A 17,094-nucleotide genomic window follows, 5' to 3' on the forward strand; every position below is an offset into this window, starting at 1 on the left:
AGCGCCGGCGCTTCCCTCACGGTCCGGAGGTCGTCGGGGCGGGGGCGTGTTCGGTGAGGATCAGCGCGACCGCGGCCGCCATCCGGTCGCGGTCGTCGCGCTCCAGCCGTCCCGTCATCGCGTCCAGCCGGGCGACGACGTCGTCGTGGGCACGGTCGGCGAGGCCGCTGCCGCCCTCGGTCAGCGCGACGCGCAGCGCCCGCCGGTCGGCCGGGTCGGCCACGCGGGAGACCAGCCCGCGCTTCTCCACGCGGTCCACCAGCCCGGTCAGGCTGGACCTCTCCAGGCGCATCAGCCGGCTCAGCTCGGTCATCCCGAGCGGCCCGGACAGCAGCATGCACACCAGTTGCAACTGCTGCGAGGTGAGACCGTGCTCCCTGGCGACGTCGGCGAACACGTGCTGCACCAGATGCGACAGCCGAACCAGCGCGTCAGCCATGCCCAGCCCGCCGGGCCCAGGGACCGTCATCACACCTCCTGACCGGAAGTCTAGAGGGCGCCGTCCCGGGATCCCGACACCCCGATCGCCGGCGCGGGACGCAGCCCCGGGGCCGTGACCGGGTCGCCCCCGTGGCTCCGCCGAGGCCCCGCCTCCGGCCCGGAGTTCCCGGCGCGGCGCCGCCGTGGCTCCGGCGGGGGGCGGGGTTAGGATCCGGGGCGGTGGCCGTACGCAGGAGGGAGGGTCTGGTGGCGGGACGATACGTTCAGGCGCAGGTGGCGGTGGACTCGCGGGAGCGGGCGGCGGAGCTGGCGCGGAGCGCGGTGGAGGCCCGGCTGGCCGCGTGCGTGCAGGTGGTCGGGCCGATCGTGAGCACCTATCGGTGGCAGGGCGCGGTGGAGACGGCCGAGGAGTACCTCCTGCTGGCCAAGACCCGCGCCGACCTGTCCGAGGCGCTGGCCGAGCACATCCGCGCCGCCCACCCCTACGACGTGCCGGAGATCATCACGGTCCCGATCGAGCACGGCCTGCCCGACTACCTGGCCTGGATCGACGCCGAGACCTCCTGACCCGCACCGCCCCGGTCAGCCGAACTGCACGGACCGCTTCGCCAGGCCCATCCAGAAGCCGTCGATGACGGTACGGCGGGCGCCCAGGTCGTCCCCGGCCGCGCCGAGGGTGACGAACAGCGGGGCCAGGTGCTCGGTGCGGGGGTGGGCCAGGCGCGCGGCGGGGGCCTTGGCGGCGAAGTCGAGCAGCGCGTCCAGGTCGCCTCCGCCCAGGGTCTCCGCGCCCCAGGCATCGAACTCGGCCAGGGCGGGGTGGACGCTGCCGTCGGTGGTCAGGGCGCGCAGGTTGTGGGTGAAGAAGCCGCTGCCGACGATGAGCACGCCCTCCTCGCGCAGCGGGGCCAGCGCGCGCCCGAGGTCGTACAGGTCGCGCGGGTCGAGGCTGGGCATGGAGATCTGCAGCACCGGCACGTCGGCCTCGGGGTACATCTCGGCCAGCGGCACGTACGCCCCGTGGTCCAGGCCGCGCGTGGGCTCATGCCGTACGGCGGTGCGGGCGAGCGCGGTGACGGCCCCGGCGAGCGCGGGGGCCCCGGGCGCGGGGTAGGTGACCTGGTAGTACTTGTCCGGGAATCCCCAGAAGTCGTAGACCAGCGGGACGGTGCGGGTGGCGCCCAGGGTGAGCGGGGCGTCCTCCCAGTGCGCCGAGACCATGAGCACGGCGGAGGGGCGCGGCAGCTCGCGGGCCCAGGCGGCGAGCTGCCCGGGCCACACGGGGTCGTCGGCGAGCGGCGGGGCGCCGTGGCCGAGGTACAAGGCCGGCATGCGCACGGTCGCCTCCTCGATCGTTCAGATTTGAACTACATGGGGAGTGTATCCGGACGACGCCGGCGGACCGGCGGACCGGAGGGACGGAGGGGCGGAGAGGCGGAGGGGCGGAGGGGCGGAGGGGCGCAAGGCCGGAGGTGTCACGCGCGATCGCGGGGCGGGTCCACGCGGCGGAGCCTGGTCCAGCCGGTCCAGCCCCGCTCCTCCAGCAGCTCGATCAGCCGGCGAGCGGGCGGCACGGTGTCGAACGCCAGCCCGTCCATCAGCTCGACGAGCGGCGGTTCGAGGTCCAGGTCGTCGACGTAGTCCTCGCCCTTCTCCTCGGCCAGCCGCGCGAAGTAGCCGGCCAGTTCGTCGGCCAGCCCGGCCAGGCGGGGATCGTCGGCCGGCCGGTCGAGGGCCTGGCCGAGGACGCGGAAGAAGCCGGCGAGGCGCGGACCGTCGATCTGCTCCCGTTTGCGCGCCGCCCACTCCGGGACCCGCCCGGGCGAGCGCGCGGCCAGCAGGATCCAGCCGTCGCGCTCGGCCCGGACGATCCGCTCGTGGACGCCGAGCGCGCGCAGCCGGTCGAGGTACCCGGTCACCTCCGGGGGAAGCGCCAGCCCGTCCCCGGCGGTGAGCCGGGCGATCAGCTCGCGATGGCGCTCCCGGCGGCGGATCTCCTCCCGCAGCCGCGCGTCGATGTCCGCGACCGCCGCGGCGAACTCCTCCTCGCCCGCCCGCAGCAGCTCCCGCACCCGCGCCAGCGGGACCCCGGCCCCGGCCAGGACCCGGATCCGGATCAGTTCGATCACGGCGGAGGCGTCGTACCTGCGGTAGCCGGAGAGGTCCCGCTCGGGCTCCGGCAGGAGCCCCCGCGCGTGATAGTGCCGCACCGCGCGCACCGTCACCCCGGCGTACGACGCCAGCTCCCCGATGGTCAGCATCGGACCAGCCTGGCAGAACCGCTCACCGGGACGCCCGCTCGGGCGGGGCTGAAGCGGCCGCCTGGATGAGCCGGGCGATCCGCGGGGCGTGGGTGAAGACCAGCCGGTGGTCGGCGTCGATCCAGGAGACGGCGACGTCCGGCCGTTCGCGGACGAGCCGTTCGACGCCGGCCCGCCAGTTCCGGTTGAACCGCGCCGCGCGCCCGTCGCGGCCGTTCCCGGCCATCGAGGTCGACATGATCATGGTGACGGGCCGGTCGATCTCGGCGTACCGGCACAGGATCCCGGCGCGGATCGCGTCGATCTCCAGGTTCAGGTCCAGGATCTCCCGGCCGGTGAGCAGCACCTGGCGCGGGGTGCCCCGGTCGGCCTCCCGCCCCCGCGCCAGGTCCTCCCACATGGCGCGGAACTCCGGCAGCGCGTCCCCGGTGACGAACGGCTCGGGCACCGGGTTCGCCCCGTCGATGAGGACGAGCCCGGCGACCGGGTGCCGCGCCGCGTGATGCACCGCCAGGTCCGCGCCGAGCGAGTAGCCCACGAGCAGGGGCGGCTCGGGCAGGTCGAGGTGGCCGGTCACGGCGGTGAGGTCGCCGAGGAACGCCTCGAAGGTGTACGGCCCGGCGGCCGCGGCGCGGCCGTGGCCCCGCAGGTCGAAGGTGACGACGTCGTGGTCCCGCCGGAGCAGCCCGGCCAGTTCGCCCAGCTCGTCCTGGGTCGTGTTCAGCCCCGGGCACAGGACGAGCGGACGTCCCCGACCGCCCCGGGACACCGGGATCGTCACGCCGTCGTGCTGGATCGTGTAGTGCCGCATCGTCTCGTTCCCCTCGCCCCGTCCCGCGCCGCCGTACGGCTCGCGCGGCCCGGCGGCGTCGTTCGCGCCGGTCTTCGTGGTCATGGCGCCCATGGTGCGAGGTTGCCCCTGCGTCAGGGTCAACCGCCGGGGCGGGGCGATCGCCGGCCGAGGCGGCGCCGGAGGGGGTTTTCACGCGCCTGGGGCGGGATTCGGCCGTTGTGGGGGAGGCGATGCCCGTTTTATACTCTTAGCCCGAGTAAAAAAGGGGGACATGTGCTGACATCGCGGGGGGTCGAGCCGCGCCTGGTGCGGGCCCGGCTCGGGGTCTTCGGGTTCTTCGTGCTCAACGGGCTGCTGATGGGGTCCTGGGCGGCGGGCCTGCCCGCGTTGTCGAAGCGGCTGGACCTGGGGCCCGGCATCCTGGGCACGGTCCTGTTGCTGGTGTCGCTCGGATGCCTGCTGGCCATGCCGGTCGCGGGACGGCTGTGCGACCGCTGGTCCTCGCGCACGGTGACCCGGGTGTCCGGCCCGCTGATGGCGCTGGCGCTGCTGGGGCCGGTGCTCGCCCCGTCGTTCGGCGTGCTCGCCGTCGCCGCGGTGCTCTTCGGGCTGACCGTGGGGCTGCTGGAGGTGTCGATGAACGTGCAGGCCGTGGAGGTGGAGCGCGTCTACGGCCGCCCCATCAACTCGGCCTTCCACGGTTCGTGGAGCCTGGGCGGCGCCGCGGGCGGCGCGATCGTCGCCGGCGGGCTGCACCTCGGGCTGGACGCGCGGGTCCCGGCCGTGGTGGCGGTGGCCGCCGCCGCTGCCGGGTTCCTGGCGGCGGGCCCGCGCCTGCTGTCCGCCGCCGCCACGGCACCGGCGGAGGAGGAGGGCGCGGCCCCGGCCGCGCCGCTGGGGCGGAGGATGATCCTGCTGCTGGGGGCGGTCGCGTTCGCGGGCCTGCTGACCGAGGGCGCCGCCATGGACTGGGCGGCGGTGCACGCGGCCCAGGTCCTCCACGCGGACTCCTCGCTGGCCCCCCTGACGTTCACCGTCTTCTCCGTGGCCATGACCACGGTGCGCCTGTTCGGCGACCAGGTGCGCCGCCGGCTGCGGCCGCCGGCCATCCTGGGCCTGGCCGGCGGGATCACCGTCGCCGGGTACGCCCTGGCCCTGAGCTCCTCCGCGTGGTCGGGCGGCGCCGCCATCGCGGTCGCCTGGGCCGGGTGGATCCTGGCCGGGGTCGGCCTGGCCACGGTCGTGCCGGTGCTGTTCAGCGCGGTCGGCGCGGCGGGCGGCCCGGCGGGGCGGGCGCTGTCCCAGGTCTCGGCGGTCGGCTACGTGGGCCTGCTGATCGGCCCCGCCCTGGTCGGCCACCTGGCCGAGGCCACGAGCCTGTCCACCGCGCTGATCCTGCCGGCCGGGCTCGCCCTCCTGGTCGCGCTCGCCGGGCCCCCGGCCCTGCGCGTCATCACCCGCCCGAAGGTCCCCGTCCGCTGACCCCGCCGTACGGCCCGCGCGGTGCCGGCCGTACGGCTCGCGCCGCGTCCGCCGTACGGGCGGGGACGGGCGGGGACGGGCGGCCTCACCACGCGCCGGGGTCCTGATCTTCTCCGGGGGGCCGGCCGGGGCGGCGGGCGGCCAGCAGGACGGGGTCGGTGACGCCGCCGGGGCAGGCCAGGTCGTCGACGTCCCATCCGGCCAGGCGGGCCCCGGCCAGGTAGGCGCTCTGCAGGAACTCCAGCGCCGCCGCCCGCGGATCGTGGGCGGCGCGGGCCGTCTCGTAGGGGTAGACGGCCAGGTGGCTGTCGCCCCGGTTCATCCAGCGGGCGCCCTCGGGCCGCAGCGGCCGGTCGGGGAGGCCGGGCGGCTCGGGCGAGGTGTAGCTGTAGAAGGCGGGCTCGGCCATGTGGTCGTCGCCGAACCAGAACCCCGCGCTGATGACCTCGCGGGAGTACGCCTCGCGGGTGACCGGGTCGGCCGAGGCGGGCTGGTCGACGCGGCGATCGCCGAACCGGGTGACGGCGATGTCGAAGGTGTGCCAGAAGTGGTGGACCGGGCTGATCTTGCCGCTGAAGGTGGAGGAGAACTCCTCCAGCAGCAGGTTCACCTGGCTGAGGACGACCCAGTAGCGGTTGGCCCAGTACGGGTCGTAGGCGCGGTGCTCGGTGTCCTCGGCGAAGGGGCGGCCCGCGTCGGGCAGGTCGAAGGGGTGCGGGTGCTCGATGACGACCTGGACCCCGAGCAGGTCCAGCGCCTCGACGAGCCGGTCGTGGAAGCTCGCCACACTCTGCCCGGCGAGCGGGAAGGAGGTCCGCCGCCCGTCCAGCGCGCGCACGGTCAGGCGGTGGGCGACGAAGTCGAAGTCGATCGTGAAGATCTGCCGGTCGTCGCACAGGCCGATGGGCCGGGTGGTGTACCCGGCGCCGGTCAGGTGGAAGGGCACATCCCACCAGTGGTTGCGCCGGATCGCCCCGGCCAGCCGTACCTTCCCGACAATCTGCGCGAACCTATGCACTGTGGCCTTGGTGTCGGCCCAGGCGTCCAGCGGAATCGCCGGAAACAACTCCATGTCTGCCTCCTGCCCCCGGTCGGGGCCGGCCCGCCCGGACCGGCCTCCCCGCGCCCCCTACCCATCCGCGCGCCGTCCCCTCCTCCCGCCGCTCACGCCGTACGACCTGTCGGGGGCGGCCGGGGCGGAGCGGCCGGCGGGATCGTCCGGCGCGGGAGGGCCGGTGCCGGCGGCGTGGCGGCCGGGCGTAGTTTTGGGGGCCGGACGAGACAAGGGAGGCGATGTGCGATACGCCGACGGGCCCGGGGTGGCGGCGTCGATCGAGGTGGCGGCGGACCCGGCGCGAGTGTGGGAGCTGGTGGCCGACATCGGCCTGCCGGCGCGGTTCAGCCCGGAACTGCTGCGCGTGGAGTGGCTCGACGGGGCCGCGGCGCCGGCGGTGGGGGCGCGCTTCGCCGGGCACAACCGGCACCCGATGCTCGGTGAGTGGCGGACGGTGTCGCAGATCGTGGAGCTGGTGCCCGGGCGGGTGATGGCCTGGTGCCCGATGGACGCCGACGGCCGGTACGGCGAGCCCTCGGCCGACCCGGCGGCGGCGATGGCGACGTGGCGGTTCGAGCTGGAGCCGGTGCCCGGGGGAACGCGGCTGGAGCTGTCGGCGCGGATCGGGCCGGGCCGGTCGGGCCTGACGCTGGCGATCGAGCGGTGGCCGGACAAGGAGGAGGCCATCGTGGCGACCCGGCTCGCCGAGCTGCGCGCGGGCATCGAGACCACGCTCGACGGGATCAGGGCACTGGCCGAGGAGCCGCGGGTCCCCCGCTGAGCCGGCCGGGAACCGAGCCGGCCGGGAACGACGACGGCCCGGCAGGCGCCGCCGGGGCGGCACGTGCCGGGCCGAAGGCCCCGGGGGCGCACCGGGTGGCGCCCCCGGGAGCCGGGTCAGCCGGCCGCGGTGGCGCCGGCCGGGCGCCACATGGGGAAGAACGGCTCGGCGCCCGGCAGGGCGAAGGGCTCGCCGAGGTCGGCGTAGCCGTGACGCAGGTACAGCTTCCGGTTGGCCGGGTCGCTGGCCTCCAGGTAGGCGTCCACGCCCGCCTCGTCGAGGATGGCGTGGTGGTGGCGCAGCAGCACGGCGCCCAGGCCCATGCCCTGGGCCTCCGGCCGTACGGCGAGCATGGCCAGGTGCTGGTGCGGGTCGGCCGGGTGGTGCGCCTCGAACAGCTCGTCCAGGGTCACGAACCGCTCGGCGTACTCCCCGCAGGCCTCGGCCAGGCGGCGCTCGTAGTCGGCGGGCTCGGGGACGTCCTTGGTGCGGTCGACCCAGACGGCGACGGCCTGCTCGCCGGCCCGGTAGACGGTCCCGTGCTCCATCGCGTGCTCGACGAGGATCTGGAAGTCCCCGGCGAGGACGGCTCGGCGCGCGGACGCGTCGGGGACGAGCCAGCGGGTCTGGTCCATGGACGAGAAGGCGTGGGCGATGACGTCGGCCACCTCGGCGGCCTCGTCGCGGCGCGCGTGACGGATCTCGATCTCGACGGTGGTCACAGCTTCACCCCCGCGGGCGGCACCGGGGCGGCGCCGGCCTGGGCCGACGCGGCCTGCGGGCCGAGGCCGATGCTGGCGTAGACGCCGGGGGAGGAGGAGCGCAGGATCAGCGCCCAGACCAGGCCGAGGATGAAGGCGACCACGTAGGCGATGGGCAGGCCCCAGCGCAGCGGGTGGGTCTCGGGCACGTTGAGCAGCGTGGCGAAGTTGGCGGTGGCCAGGACCGCGAAGACCATCAGGATGGCGCTGGCCAGGATCGGGGCGATCACCCGCCGCCAGGCGCTCTCACCCGAGGGGTTGCGGGCGAAGAAGAGCAGCACCGACAGGGAGGTGGCGGTGGTCAGCAGCAGGACGCCGAAGCCGCCGAAGGTGCCGCCGTAGAAGAACAGGTTCACCAGCGGGTCCCAGCCCATGACGGTGTAGAGCGCGATGACGACGAAGCCGACCACGGTCTGGGCGATGGAGCCGACCTTGGGGGCGCCGGTGCGGACGCTGGTGGTGCCGAACGCGCGGGGCAGCACGCGCTCGCGGCCCAGGGCGAAGGCGTAGCGCGCGATGGTGTTGTGGAAGGAGATGGAGGCGGCGATCAGGCTGGTCAGCAGCAGGACGGCGGCGATGTCGGCGATGGTGCCGCCCAGGCGCTCGGCGGCCAGGGTGAAGGGCAGCTCCGGGTCCTTGCGGGCCATCTCCACGATGTTGCCCGGGCCGGCGGCCACCGTCATCGCCCAGGAGGACAGCGCGTAGAGGCCGGCGATGATGGCGATCGAGACGAAGGTCGCGGTCGGCACGGTACGGCGGGGGTCGCGGCTCTCCTCGCTGAACACGACGGAGGACTCGAAGCCGACGAAGCCGGTCATGGCGATGACGAGCAGGGCGCCGACGCCGCCGGCGAACAGCGCGTCGGGGGAGAGCGCCGCGCCGGAGACGCCTTCGGGGCCGGGGCTGACCAGGTCGGCGACGTCGAAGATCAGGACGATCGCGATCTCCAGGGTGAGCAGGATCGCGAGCACGCGGCCGTTGAGGTCGACGCGCAGCACGCCCAGAACGCCGACCAGGCCCCACATGAGCAGGGCCAGCACCCACCAGGGCAGTTCGACGCCGAGGTACTTCTGCACCAGCGGGCCGCCGAAGGCGCCGAACGCGCCGTAGGCGCCGCACTGCAGGGAGTTGTAGGCGATGAGCGCGACCCAGGATCCGCCGACGCCGGCGGGACGGCCCAGGCCGCGGGAGATGTAGGCGTAGAAGGCGCCGGCGTTGGTGAGCTGGCGGGCCATGGCCACGTAGCCGACGGCGAACAGCGCCAGCACGATGCCGACGACCAGGAACGCGATCGGCAGGCCGAGCAGCCCGGTGGCGGCGAAGCCGGTGGGCACGACGCCCGCGACGACCGTCAGCGGCGCCGCGGCCGACATGACGAAGAACACGATCGCGCCGACGCCCAGCCGGTTGGCGGCCAGCGCGTTCGCGATCGCGTCCGAGGGTGTCCGTGATCTGGACATGGGGTCTCCGGAGGGATACAAGGGGTGGGAGTGGACAGCAGGGGATAAAAGGGACCTCAAGCCCCGTACGGCCCCCGGCCCGGGCGGGCCGGGAGCGCCGGGACCCGGATCAGGTGCGGTAGGTCATGACGGCCGAGCCGACAGCGGCGCTGACGTGGCCGGCCAGGCCGCGCAGCGCCGGGGGCAGGGCGGCCGTGAGCGTGGTGAGGTACTCCCGGGCGGGGGCCCGCTGCTCGGGCTCGAACAGCACGTGGTCGAGCAGCCCGGCGGCGTCCACGAGCGCGGCCAGCAGCATGTCGGGCAGGCTCATGGGCTGGTGCTCGCTGAGCAGCATGGTCAGGCGGAGGGACGGCCAGGCGCCCTTGGCGAACTCGGTGGCCTCGTAGCGCACGCGGGTGCGGAACAGCACGCGGCTCTCCACCCGCTGGACGAGGCCGGCGTCCTGCAGCCGCGCGCCCACGCCCTCGGCGGCGTCCTGGGCCAGGTAGGCGAGCCAGGTCCGCACGTCGGTGTGCTCGGGCGCGGCCACGATCTGGGCGAGCACGTCGCGGGCCAGCGGGTCCTCGACGGGGACGCGATTGAGCACGAGCAGGCCCGCGCCCTGCACCGTCAGCCGCTCACCGAGGATGAGCTCGCCCAGCAGCGCCCCCGCCAGGCCGAGCGCGGCGCCCTGGGGGTGCAGAACGGGCTTGCCCTGCCCGGCGGTGTCCCACGCGATCAGGAAGAACTCGTCTGCCAGCCTCACTGCGCGACCCCCTTCAGCACCGGGCGGGAGGGGACGGGGACACGGGCGGGACGATTGTGTTCACGACCTATTCCTGGGGGCGGGACTCGGTGGCGGATGTTTTGGTGCCCGAGTGGCCCCTGGGGTTGGGGGGACCAATCCGGCGCGACATATGTATCAAGAAGACATGCTTTCCGAATAGGCGCGGGTTTTCGGTTCGCCTGATTGTTACCCAATAGACCCATCCGAATCGGGCATTCGGCCATGCTTCCGGACATTACACGCGCTCGGAAATTTTCTTTACCGGAGGCCGGGAACCCCTACGGGGACGGGGTTCCCGTTCGTTCCTCTCCGGTTTCCCGGATCGCGGGACACCGTTTCCGGAATCGAGGACGGAGCCCCCTCCCGGCCGTCTCAAATTCTGGACCTCCGGGGCTGTGCGCCGTACGGCCCGGCGGTCGCCGCGATCCGACTCCGCGGTATAAAACGGACGCCGGACGCAAAGGATCATGAATTTTCGATATTCCCAGGCCAGGTGCCGGGTCAGTGGTCCGCGCGCGGACCGAAGCGCGGAGTTACGGTGTAATCGTGTAACTCCCCCTGGAGGTTCGCAGTGCCGGACGAAGAACCGCTGGACGCCTACTCCCGCGTCGTGTCCACGGTGGCGGCCGCGCTCACCCCCTCGGTCGCGGCCGTGCGCGCGCGCCGCCGCGGCGGCGAGGGGGGCGGCTCCGCCGTCGTATTCACCGCCGACGGGTTCCTGCTCACCAACGCCCACGTCGTCGGGTCGGCCGCGGGCGGGACGGCCGCCTTCGCCGACGGGACGCAGACGCCGTTCACCGTGGTCGGCGCCGACCCGCTGTCGGACCTGGCGGTGCTGCGCGCCTCCGGGCCCACCCCGGCCCCGGCCACCCTGGGCGACAGCGACGCCCTCGTGGTCGGCCAGCTCGTCGTCGCCGTGGGCAACCCGCTCGGGCTGGCCGGATCGGTCACGGCCGGGGTGGTCAGCGCCCTGGGCCGTTCCCTGCCCGCCCGCGACGGCCACGCCGTACGGCTGATCGAGGACGTGATCCAGACCGACGCCGCCCTCAACCCCGGCAACTCCGGCGGGGCGCTGGCGGACGCGCGCGGCCGGGTCGTGGGGGTCAACACGGCGGTGGCCGGGGTGGGCGTCGGCCTGGCGGTGCCGGTCAACGCCACGACCCGGGGGATCATCGCGACGCTGATGCGCGAGGGGCGGGTACGGCGGGCCTACCTCGGGCTGGTCACCTCCCCGGCGCCGCTGACCGCGGGGGTGCGCGAGCGGACCGGGCAGCGGCGGGGGCTGCGGGTGGTGGAGGTGGTGCCCGGCAGCCCGGCCGCGCGGGCGGGGCTGCGCGCCGGGGACCTGGTCCTGACGGCCGGGCGGGCGCCGGTGGGGGACGCGCAGAGCCTGCAGCGGCTGATGTTCGCCGACGCGATCGGCCGGCCGCTGCCGATCACCGTGCTCCGCAACGGGGCCCTGGTCGACGTGATCGCCGAGCCGACCGAGCTGGGCCCCGTCCCGCGCGGCTGACCGGCCCGGCCCCCGGGGCGGTTCCGCGCGCGGGCCGGGAACGTCAGGCCGCCTTCGGCTTGATCACCTCCGTCAGGGCCGAGATGTTGTGCTCGCCGTACCCGGCCTCGGCCGCGCGGCGCAGCAGGTCGTGCAGCGGGGCCATCCACGCGTCGTCCAGGCCCAGCTCCCGGCTGAACTCCCGCTCCTCATCCGCCCCGGCCAGGAACAGGTTCACCGAGGAGAAGGCGTCACCGTGGTCGCCCGCGTCGATCTGCTCGGCCAGGACGGGCAGGATCGAGGCGATCATCTCCAGCCACTTCACGCTGAACCGCACCATCGAGCGCGCCTCCAGCCCGCGCGCCCGCAGGCCGGCCGCGCCGTGGAAGAACCCGACGAGCGCCGGCAGCAGCGTCGCGCCCACCGACATCTCGTAGAGGGCGGCCAGGTCCGGCTCCTCGCCGAGGTGCACGGTGTCGCCGCCGAGCACCCGCAGCGTGGCCTCGTGGTCGGCGAAGACGCCCTTGTCCCCGCCGTAGTACAGCAGCGTGTCCGGCGCCCCGACGGCGGCCGGCACGTTCTTGATCGCCCCGGCCAGGAAGCGCGCCCCGTGGCCGGCCGCCCACTCGGCCGTACGGCGGGCGCCCTCGGGGGCCCCGCTGTTCAGGGTGACCAGGGCGCGCCCGGCCAGCGCGGCACCGGCGGGCTCCAGCGCCGCGCGCGTGTCCTCGAACGTGGTCAGGACGGAGATCGTCAGCGGGCTCGCGGCGACGGCCTCGGCCACGGTGGCGGCCTGGATCGCGCCGCGCTCCACCAGCGGCGCGGCCTTGGCCGCCGTGCGGTTCCACACGGTGGTGGGGTGCCCGGCATCGAGGAAGGCCCCGGCCACCGCGGCGCCCATCGAGCCGAGCCCGAGGACGGTCACCGGGGTGCGGTCATATGCGTTCACGGAGTGCTCCAGTCGCAGATAGGTCATCTCAGGCGGAGCGAGGGCCGCCTCCCGGCCGTCCGCGTCCCGCGCGATCTATGCTGGGTCCGCACGCACATTTCATCAAGTACCTACTATTTTCTCAGGTACTGACATTCTTGTAAGTATGGGAGCCCCGATGAAGAAGCGCGAGTTCACCTGTGGCCTCGACGCCGCGATCGCCGTCATGGGCGGCAAGTGGAAGGGCCTGATCCTGTTCGCCCTGCAGGACGGCCCGCTCAGGTTCGGGGAGCTGCGCCGCCAGGTCGGATCCATCACCGAGCGGGTCCTGATCCAGCAGCTCCGCGAGATGGAGACCGCCGGGCTGGTGCACCGCGAGGTCTACCACCAGGTCCCGCCCAAGGTGGAGTACTCCCTGACCGACTTCGGCCACGGCCTCAACACCGCGCTGGCCCCCCTCGGCGAGTGGGGCGAGACCCACATGGACGAGATCGCCGCCATCCCCTGGGACCGCATGCCCTGACGCCCGCCGCCCGTCACGCCTCCCGCGCCGGTACGGCGGGCGGGCGGCCGGCGGTACGGCGGGGCAGGCGGGGTCGCGCGGTCACGGGTTCCGGCGCGGGCTCACGGTGACGAGGTGGAGCAGGCTCAGGCCGAACAGCGCGACGCCCAGCGGGACGTGCACGGACTTCACGTGCGCCAGGCCCAGCGCGACCTGCGCCAGCGTCAGCCCGAAGAACCCGGCGGCGTGCAGGACCGGCCGGACCGGGCCGCCTCCGGGCCGCCAGGCCAGGACCGCGATGACCAGGTGCGCCAGCGTCACCGAGAACAACGTGTAGGACCCGGCGCTGTGCGCGGCCCCGCCCGCGGGCGAGGTCAGCAGCAGGCCCGCGGTGATCGCCTGCGCGAAGACGGCCACGGTCTGCAGCGTGATCGCGAGGCGCAGGAGCCCGGGGAGCCGCCGCCCGGCCGCCGGGGTCGTCGTGGTCGTGGTCATGGGAGGACGTCCTTTCTCGGCACTGTGACGGGGCCGGATCGCGGCCGGCCCGCTACCAGTACGACGAGATGGCCCCCCGAAGTGTGAGGACGCGGGCGCGGTGTTCCAGAATGGGACGATCGCTCGTTCTGGCGGTGAGAGCGGACACGACGCAGGAAAGCCGGGCACCCATGACCACCACGTCCACCCCCTCGGCCGGCCGGACCGACCCGGGCCCGGGCGAGCGGCGGCACCTGATCAACGTCGCGTACCGGCTGCTGGGGTCCCTGGCGGACGCCGAGGACGTGGTGCAGGAGACCTACGCGCGGTGGTACGCCATGCCGCGGGAGCGGCGGGAGGAGATCGAGTCGCCGGGGGCGTGGCTGACGACGGTGGCCGGGCGCATCTGCCTGGACCTGCTCCGGTCCGCCCGGGTCCGGCGCGAGAGCTACGTGGGCGAGTGGCTCCCCGAGCCCGTGCCCGGCCGGGCGGAGTGGACCGGCGGGAGCGGGGGCGGCGGGACCGACCCGGCGGAGCACGTCACCCTCGACGAGTCGGTGACCATGGCCTTCCTCGTCGTGCTCGACTCGATGACCCCGGCCGAACGCGTCGCCTTCGTCCTGCACGACGTCTTCGGCTACTCGTTCGCCGAGGTGGCCGGGATCGCGGGGCGCACTCCCGCGGCCTGCCGCCAGCTCGCCTCCTCCGCCCGGCGGCGCGTCCGCGCGGCGCGCGCCTCCGCCGCCCCGGAGGCCCGGCAGGCCGAGGTCGTGCGGGACTTCCGCCGGGCCTGGGAGGCCAAGGACATCGCCGCCCTGGTCGGCATCCTCGACCCCCGCGCCACGCTGATCGCCGACGGCGGCGGCCTGGCCCAGGCCGCGCTCCGGCCCATCGAGGGCGGCGAGCGGATCGCCGGGTACATCCTCGCCCTCATGGCCAGGGCGCCCGGCCTGGAGATCACGGAGTGCGCGGTCAACGGGCGCCCCGGCCTGGTGGGCCGTAACGGCGGCGTCGTCGAGACGGTCGCGTCGTTCGAGATCACCGGGGACCGCATCACCCGGATCTGGGCGATGCGCAACCCCGCCAAGCTGCGGTCGTGGACGGCGGAGCCCCCGGACTAGGCAACGGCCCAGGGCGTGCCGCCCCCGGAACCGCCTGGCGGGGTGTACGGCGCCGCCCCGCTCGGGCGCGGCCCCGGTACGGCTCAGCGCGGCCCGGGTACGGCTCAGCGGGCGGCGGGCTCCGGCCGTACCGTCCCTGCGGATGCGGATGCGGATGCGGATGCGGATGCGGATGCGGATGCGGATGCGGATGCGGATGCGAGCTCGGGTTCGGCCCGTAGCGTCGTGGCGGGCTCGGGCGGTGCGGGAGCGGTGGGCTCGGAGGCGTACATGGCGGCGAGGGCGCGGGCGGTCTCGGCGAGGCGTTCGCGCAGATCGAGGGGCTCGATGACCTCGACCTCGGGGCTGAGGCGGAGCATGTCGCTGTGGGCGATGTTGGGGTGCTCGATGGGGATGACCGTCCGCACCCAGCCGTGCTCGTCGGGCGGGGAGGCGTTCTCGCGGGCGGAGCGGACGACCGCCGAGCCCATGATCGCCAGACGGCGCATGCCCTCGGGGCTGAGTCGGACCACGGCCTGCCGTACGTAGATCGCGGCCTGAAAGCGGTCGCGCCAGGCCTGCCAGCAGGCGGCCAGGTCGAAGTCGGCCGGCCGCTCGAACGTCTCCTCCAGCGTCTCCAGCTCGATGATGTGGGCGACGCGGTAGGTGCGGATCTGGTCGGCGGCGCGGGCGACGAAGTACCAGATGCCGGCCTTGAGGACGACGCCGAGGGGCTGGACGGTGCGGGTGACCTCGCGCGGGGCCTTCCAGCGGCGGTAGCGCAGCCGTACCGCGCGCTGGTTCCAGACGGCCTCGGCCAGCGTCGCCAGGTGCGGGGTGTCGTCGGGCTCGCGGAACCAGCCGGTGGCGTCCATGTGGAAGCGCTCGCGCATGCGCTCGGCGCGGTCGCGCAGTTCCTGCGGGAGCGCCGCGAGCAGCTTGAGCTCGGCGGCGGCCAGCGCGTGGCCCAGCCCGAGTTCGGCGGCCGGGCCGGGCATGCCGGCCAGGAACAGGGACTCGGCCTCGCCGCCGGTCAGGCCGGTCAGCCGGGTCCGGTAGCCCTCCAGGAGCTGGAACCCGCCGGCGGGCCCTCGGTCGGCGTACAGGGGGATGCCGGCGGCGCTGAGCGACTCGGTGTCCCGGTAGATCGTCCGGACCGAGACCTCCAGCTCGTCGGCGAGTTCCTGGGCCGTCATCCGGCCGCGCGACTGCAGCAGAAGCAGCAGGGAGACGAGGCGGCTGGCGCGCATACGGTGACGCTACCGCAATGACTGCCAATACCTGACACGGCGGAGGCGGAGGGGTCAGTCCTCCTCGGCCCAGTGGCGGAGGCGGTCGCCGGCGGAGGTGCCGACGCGGCCGATCCAGCGGCGGCCGGTGCGCAGGGACTTGCGGCCCACGGCCAGGACCAGGTGCGTCTTGAGGGATTCGCGGTGGTGACCGCCGGGCTCGCGGTGGTGGTCGTCGTGGCGATCGTGGTTCAGGAGGCGGCGGCCGGTCTCGACGGACTTGCGGCCGAGCTCGGCGGCCAGGTGGAGCGGGTTGTGATCGTGGCCGCCCCCGTGCCCGTGCTCGTGGGGGCCTCCGTGCCGGGTTGCGTGGCGGCTGTCGTCTCGGCCTTCGTGGCGGTTCTCGTGGCGGTCTTCCCCGGGGCCCTCGTGCGGGGCGGGGCGCGGGGCGCGGCCTGCGTCCCGCCGGTCGCGCTCATCCGGGCGGCGGCCGGTCGGGTCGCCGGGCTCGGCGGGGCGGGGCTGGTCGTGGCCCGTCCGGCCCGCTTCGTATCCGGCCCGCCGGGCGCGGTCCCCGCCCCGTTCCGGGTGGCTCGGCGGCCGCTCGCGTTCCGGGCCCGTGGGGGAGTCCGGGGCCTCCGGGCGGTGCCGTCCGGCGTCCCGGCCTTGCCCTGCGGCCCGCGGGCCCCGGCCCTGGTCCTGGTCCTGGTCCTGGCCTTGGTCATGGGCGGTTCGCCGCGGGCCCCGCCCGGCGCCCTCGTCCGTCCCGCGAGGGCCCTGCCCGGCATGGCCCGTGCCGCGTCCGTCGCGGCCGGCGTTCTCGCCGCCTCCGCGCGCCCCCTGACCGCCCGGCGCCGTACGGCCTGAGCCCGCGCGGGCGGACGGCTCCTCGCCGGGGTGCTGGGCGGCGGTCCGGGCACGGGTCAGGTCGCCGACGATCTCGGGGTGGTCGTCGAGGGTCTGGAAGACGCGTTCCAGGATGCGGACGACGTTGTCGAGGTGGACCTTGAGACGGGTCTGGGTCTCGGCGTCCCGGATGGTGACCTTGACGCGGTCCAGGCGCACGTCGGCGCCGACGTTGAGCTTGACCAGATCCAGGACCTCGGCCTGGAGGGAGATCTTGGCGCAGAGGTCGTCCACCTCCAGGTCGATCTCGCCGACCTTGACCATCGGGGCGTCGAGCACGACGTCGGGCTCGTTCCCGCCGTCCCTCCCCCCGCCTTCCGGCTCGTGCCCGCTCCCCGGCTCGTGCCCGTCGCCCGGCCGGGGCGCCTCGTGCGCGCCGTGCCGGTCGAGGCGGCCGCTCCAGGGCCCGGGCGGCGCGGGCCGGTCCGGGGAGGGGTGACGCTCGCCGGGCGGCGCGGGGCGGCGCGCCGCGCCTTCATGGGGCTGGTCGGGTCTGGACATGCTGTTCCCCCACGCTTCCCCCCACGCTCCGTACGCGCTCCGGCTACCCGGCCGTGGCGTGCTCACGCCCGGGCGCGGCGAGACGTGACCCGCTCTTGGCAGGGGCACGGCATGCGCGGCCGGCAGGCGGCCCTCTCTTGACGTACGGCCGAATCGGCCCTGG

General features: G+C 74.8%; 18 protein-coding genes. 6 read left to right on the forward strand and 12 right to left on the reverse strand.

The genetic code is table 11. The annotated features are described in order from the left end of the window. Positions 1-16: 16 nt before the first annotated feature. Positions 17-469, reverse strand: coding sequence for a MarR family winged helix-turn-helix transcriptional regulator (locus D5H75_RS34225; protein WP_119930734.1), 453 nt, complete (start codon positions 467-469; stop codon positions 17-19). Positions 470-687: 218 nt separating this feature from the next. On the opposite strand from D5H75_RS34225, the gene cutA reads away from it, so the two are divergent. Continuing rightward, a complete protein-coding gene (gene cutA / locus D5H75_RS34230; RefSeq protein ID WP_242454675.1) occupies positions 688-1,008 on the forward strand; it encodes a divalent-cation tolerance protein CutA in 321 nt (106 codons plus the stop codon). A 15-nt stretch (positions 1,009-1,023) separates the two neighbouring features. Here cutA and D5H75_RS34235 read toward each other — a convergent pair whose 3' ends face one another. The 3 genes from D5H75_RS34235 to D5H75_RS34245 form a co-directional block, all read right to left on the reverse strand. After that, positions 1,024-1,773 carry a dioxygenase family protein gene (locus D5H75_RS34235; protein WP_119930788.1) on the reverse strand — a complete coding sequence of 250 codons (750 nt, stop codon included), beginning with the start codon at positions 1,771-1,773 and terminating at the stop codon, positions 1,024-1,026. A gap of 143 nt (positions 1,774-1,916) precedes the next feature. Next, positions 1,917-2,702, reverse strand: coding sequence for a MerR family transcriptional regulator (locus tag D5H75_RS34240; protein WP_119930735.1), 786 nt, complete (start codon positions 2,700-2,702; stop codon positions 1,917-1,919). A gap of 22 nt (positions 2,703-2,724) precedes the next feature. Beyond that, positions 2,725-3,597, reverse strand: a complete 873-nt coding sequence (locus tag D5H75_RS34245) for an alpha/beta fold hydrolase (protein ID WP_119930789.1) — start codon at positions 3,595-3,597, stop codon at positions 2,725-2,727. A 171-nt stretch (positions 3,598-3,768) separates the two neighbouring features. Here D5H75_RS34245 and D5H75_RS34250 point away from each other — a divergent pair, with 171 nt between their 5' ends. Next, a complete protein-coding gene (locus D5H75_RS34250) occupies positions 3,769-4,977 on the forward strand; it encodes an MFS transporter (protein ID WP_242454676.1) in 1,209 nt (402 codons plus the stop codon). Positions 4,978-5,062: 85 nt separating this feature from the next. Here D5H75_RS34250 and D5H75_RS34255 read toward each other — a convergent pair whose 3' ends face one another. Then, positions 5,063-6,049: a DUF5996 family protein gene (locus D5H75_RS34255; RefSeq protein WP_119930736.1), complete on the reverse strand. Its 987-nt coding sequence runs from the start codon at positions 6,047-6,049 to the stop codon at positions 5,063-5,065. A gap of 223 nt (positions 6,050-6,272) precedes the next feature. Here D5H75_RS34255 and D5H75_RS34260 point away from each other — a divergent pair, with 223 nt between their 5' ends. After that, positions 6,273-6,812 (forward strand): SRPBCC family protein, encoded by a 540-nt coding sequence (locus D5H75_RS34260; RefSeq protein WP_119930737.1) that lies wholly within the window; start codon positions 6,273-6,275, stop codon positions 6,810-6,812. 116 nt (positions 6,813-6,928) lie between these two features. Here the strand turns inward: D5H75_RS34260 and D5H75_RS34265 are convergent, their stop codons facing one another. The 3 genes from D5H75_RS34265 to D5H75_RS34275 form a co-directional block, all read right to left on the reverse strand. Then, a complete protein-coding gene (locus D5H75_RS34265; protein ID WP_202638778.1) occupies positions 6,929-7,534 on the reverse strand; it encodes a GNAT family N-acetyltransferase in 606 nt (201 codons plus the stop codon). Continuing rightward, positions 7,531-9,033: an APC family permease gene (locus D5H75_RS34270; protein ID WP_119930738.1), complete on the reverse strand. Its 1,503-nt coding sequence runs from the start codon at positions 9,031-9,033 to the stop codon at positions 7,531-7,533. The genes D5H75_RS34265 and D5H75_RS34270 overlap by 4 nt, the downstream gene beginning before the upstream one ends. 109 nt (positions 9,034-9,142) lie before the next feature. Next, positions 9,143-9,778 carry a GOLPH3/VPS74 family protein gene (locus tag D5H75_RS34275; RefSeq protein ID WP_119930739.1) on the reverse strand — a complete coding sequence of 212 codons (636 nt, stop codon included), beginning with the start codon at positions 9,776-9,778 and terminating at the stop codon, positions 9,143-9,145. 592 nt (positions 9,779-10,370) lie between these two features. Here D5H75_RS34275 and D5H75_RS34280 point away from each other — a divergent pair. Beyond that, positions 10,371-11,312, forward strand: a complete 942-nt coding sequence (locus D5H75_RS34280) for a S1C family serine protease (protein WP_119930740.1) — start codon at positions 10,371-10,373, stop codon at positions 11,310-11,312. A gap of 43 nt (positions 11,313-11,355) precedes the next feature. Here D5H75_RS34280 and D5H75_RS34285 read toward each other — a convergent pair whose 3' ends face one another. Further along, complete coding sequence (locus tag D5H75_RS34285; RefSeq protein ID WP_119930792.1) at positions 11,356-12,240, reverse strand: NAD(P)-dependent oxidoreductase; 885 nt, start codon at positions 12,238-12,240, stop codon at positions 11,356-11,358. A 157-nt stretch (positions 12,241-12,397) separates the two neighbouring features. Here D5H75_RS34285 and D5H75_RS34290 point away from each other — a divergent pair, with 157 nt between their 5' ends. Continuing rightward, positions 12,398-12,742 carry a winged helix-turn-helix transcriptional regulator gene (locus D5H75_RS34290; RefSeq protein WP_119930741.1) on the forward strand — a complete coding sequence of 115 codons (345 nt, stop codon included), beginning with the start codon at positions 12,398-12,400 and terminating at the stop codon, positions 12,740-12,742. Positions 12,743-12,823: 81 nt separating this feature from the next. Here D5H75_RS34290 and D5H75_RS34295 read toward each other — a convergent pair whose 3' ends face one another. Further along, entirely contained in the window at positions 12,824-13,216 is a 393-nt protein-coding gene (locus D5H75_RS34295; protein WP_119930742.1) for a hypothetical protein, read from the reverse strand. Positions 13,217-13,386: 170 nt separating this feature from the next. Here D5H75_RS34295 and sigJ point away from each other — a divergent pair, with 170 nt between their 5' ends. Then, positions 13,387-14,316 (forward strand): RNA polymerase sigma factor SigJ, encoded by a 930-nt coding sequence (gene sigJ, locus D5H75_RS34300; protein ID WP_119930743.1) that lies wholly within the window; start codon positions 13,387-13,389, stop codon positions 14,314-14,316. Between the two features lie 104 nt (positions 14,317-14,420). Here the strand turns inward: sigJ and D5H75_RS34305 are convergent, their stop codons facing one another. Beyond that, the gene (locus tag D5H75_RS34305) at positions 14,421-15,545 is read right to left on the reverse strand and encodes a helix-turn-helix transcriptional regulator (RefSeq protein WP_119930744.1); all 1,125 of its coding nucleotides are present in this window, start codon (positions 15,543-15,545) and stop codon (positions 14,421-14,423) included. Positions 15,546-15,599: 54 nt separating this feature from the next. Beyond that, positions 15,600-16,931, reverse strand: a complete 1,332-nt coding sequence (locus D5H75_RS42215; protein WP_202638779.1) for a hypothetical protein — start codon at positions 16,929-16,931, stop codon at positions 15,600-15,602. Between the last annotated feature and the right edge of the window lie 163 nt (positions 16,932-17,094).

Origin of the sequence: Bailinhaonella thermotolerans (assembly GCF_003594875.1) — a bacterium.
Taxonomy (GTDB): domain Bacteria; phylum Actinomycetota; class Actinomycetes; order Streptosporangiales; family Streptosporangiaceae; genus Bailinhaonella; species Bailinhaonella thermotolerans.

Bases quoted from the DNA above. Each gene is read 5' to 3' on its own strand.
- D5H75_RS34255 (WP_119930736.1), bottom strand. From the start codon at position 6,049: ATGGAGTTGTTTCCGGCGATTCCGCTGGACGCCTGGGCCGACACCAAG.
- D5H75_RS34290 (WP_119930741.1), top strand. From the start codon at position 12,398: ATGAAGAAGCGCGAGTTCACCTGTGGCCTCGACGCCGCGATCGCCGTC.
- D5H75_RS34305 (WP_119930744.1), bottom strand. From the start codon at position 15,545: ATGCGCGCCAGCCGCCTCGTCTCCCTGCTGCTTCTGCTGCAGTCGCGC.
- D5H75_RS34245 (WP_119930789.1), bottom strand. From the start codon at position 3,597: ATGACCACGAAGACCGGCGCGAACGACGCCGCCGGGCCGCGCGAGCCG.
- D5H75_RS42215 (WP_202638779.1), bottom strand. From the start codon at position 16,931: ATGTCCAGACCCGACCAGCCCCATGAAGGCGCGGCGCGCCGCCCCGCG.
- D5H75_RS34235 (WP_119930788.1), bottom strand. From the start codon at position 1,773: ATGCCGGCCTTGTACCTCGGCCACGGCGCCCCGCCGCTCGCCGACGAC.
- D5H75_RS34270 (WP_119930738.1), bottom strand. From the start codon at position 9,033: ATGTCCAGATCACGGACACCCTCGGACGCGATCGCGAACGCGCTGGCC.
- D5H75_RS34225 (WP_119930734.1), bottom strand. From the start codon at position 469: ATGACGGTCCCTGGGCCCGGCGGGCTGGGCATGGCTGACGCGCTGGTT.
- D5H75_RS34295 (WP_119930742.1), bottom strand. From the start codon at position 13,216: ATGACCACGACCACGACGACCCCGGCGGCCGGGCGGCGGCTCCCCGGG.
- sigJ (WP_119930743.1), top strand. From the start codon at position 13,387: ATGACCACCACGTCCACCCCCTCGGCCGGCCGGACCGACCCGGGCCCG.
- D5H75_RS34240 (WP_119930735.1), bottom strand. From the start codon at position 2,702: ATGCTGACCATCGGGGAGCTGGCGTCGTACGCCGGGGTGACGGTGCGC.